Consider the following 1,360-nt stretch of genomic DNA (forward strand, 5'->3'; position numbering starts at 1 on the left):
TTAATGAGATGGTCACCCCCACACCCTGCGAGGGCTACGCTTTCGCAGGGTGTTTTGTTTTCGGAGGCCATCATCATGAGCGAGTCAGCGCTGATCGGGATCGATCTCGGTAAACACAGTTTCCACCTGCACGGCCAAGACAAATTGGGCCGAGAGGTGTTTCGCAAGAAGCTCTCGCGTCAACAAATGATGACGCTTTTCGGCAATCTGCCGGCCTGTACCGTGGTGATGGAAGCTTGTGCCGGCGCGCATTTCGTCGCTCGCCAGCTGATGGCCATGGGGCATGAAGCCAAACTGATTTCCCCGCAATTCGTCCGCCCCTTCGTCAAAGGCAACAAAAATGACTTCGTGGATGCCGAAGCCATTTGCGAGGCGGCTTCGCGTCCATCGATGCGCTTCGTTTCGCCTAAAACAGAGGCACAGCAGACGCTTTCCGTTCTGCATCGCCTGCGCGAGTCGCTGGTACGCGATCGCACCAAAACCGCCAATCAAATGCATGGTTTCCTACTGGAGTTCGGCATCAGCCTGCCCAAGGGCCTGGCGATCATGAAGCGGTTGGCGAGTATTTTGGCTGAGCATGAGTTGCCCGTTCGGTTGACAGTCCTGTTACAGCGCTTGCATGAGCATTTCTGTTATCTGGATGAACAGATCAAGGCGCTGGATAAAGAGCTGGCAAGCCAACTGGCCGACGATGATCTCGGCAGCCGCTTGCTGAGCTTGCCGTGTGTCGGGCCGATCACCGCCAGCCTGCTGGCTGTAGAGGTGGGCGATGGCCAACAGTACAAATGCAGCCGTGACTTCGCCGCCTCCGTGGGCTTGGTGCCCAGGCAGTACAGCACCGGCGGCAGGGCTAATTTGCTGGGCATCAGCAAGCGCGGCGACAAGCATCTCAGGCAGTTGCTGGTTCAATGTGCTCGGGTCTATATGCAGAGGCTAGAACACCAGAAAGGGGCTCTGGCCGACTGGGTGCGCTCATTGCTTGGGCGACGACACTCGAACGTGGTGGCCTGCGCCCTGGCTAACAAGCTGGCGCGGATCGCGTGGGCGCTAGCGGCTCACCATACGCAATATGAAGCAGGGCCAGACGCGCTGAACGCCTGACCCTGCGGTTGTTGCAGTACCACGAATCACCCTTCAGGTTTTGCGATAGCTGAACAACGGATGACGTGAACGGCCCACCGGCCTGACGAAGAACCTGACATAAAAATCGGCTTCAGAAGCCGCGGCATTTTTCAGGATCGTCAGGCGCGACTCTCATCGTGGCGCGGGGCATGCCCTGGATCGACGCCGGATAGATTTAAGCAAGCCAACCACTTCACCCAATAATCAGTATTGCAAAAATGGGGGTGACCATAGATTT

At 57.2% G+C, this 1,360-nt stretch carries 1 protein-coding gene; it reads left to right on the top strand.

All coding sequences use genetic code 11. The annotated features are described in order from the left end of the window. Window positions 1-75: 75 nt before the first annotated feature. Window positions 76-1,101, top strand: a complete 1,026-nt coding sequence (locus MMG91_RS28765; RefSeq protein ID WP_305448152.1) for an IS110 family transposase — start codon at window positions 76-78, stop codon at window positions 1,099-1,101. Window positions 1,102-1,360 lie beyond the last annotated feature (259 nt).

It is taken from the genome of Pseudomonas sp. JL3 (assembly GCF_031570575.1).
In the GTDB taxonomy this organism is placed as follows: Bacteria; Pseudomonadota; Gammaproteobacteria; order Pseudomonadales; family Pseudomonadaceae; genus Aquipseudomonas; species Aquipseudomonas cucumis.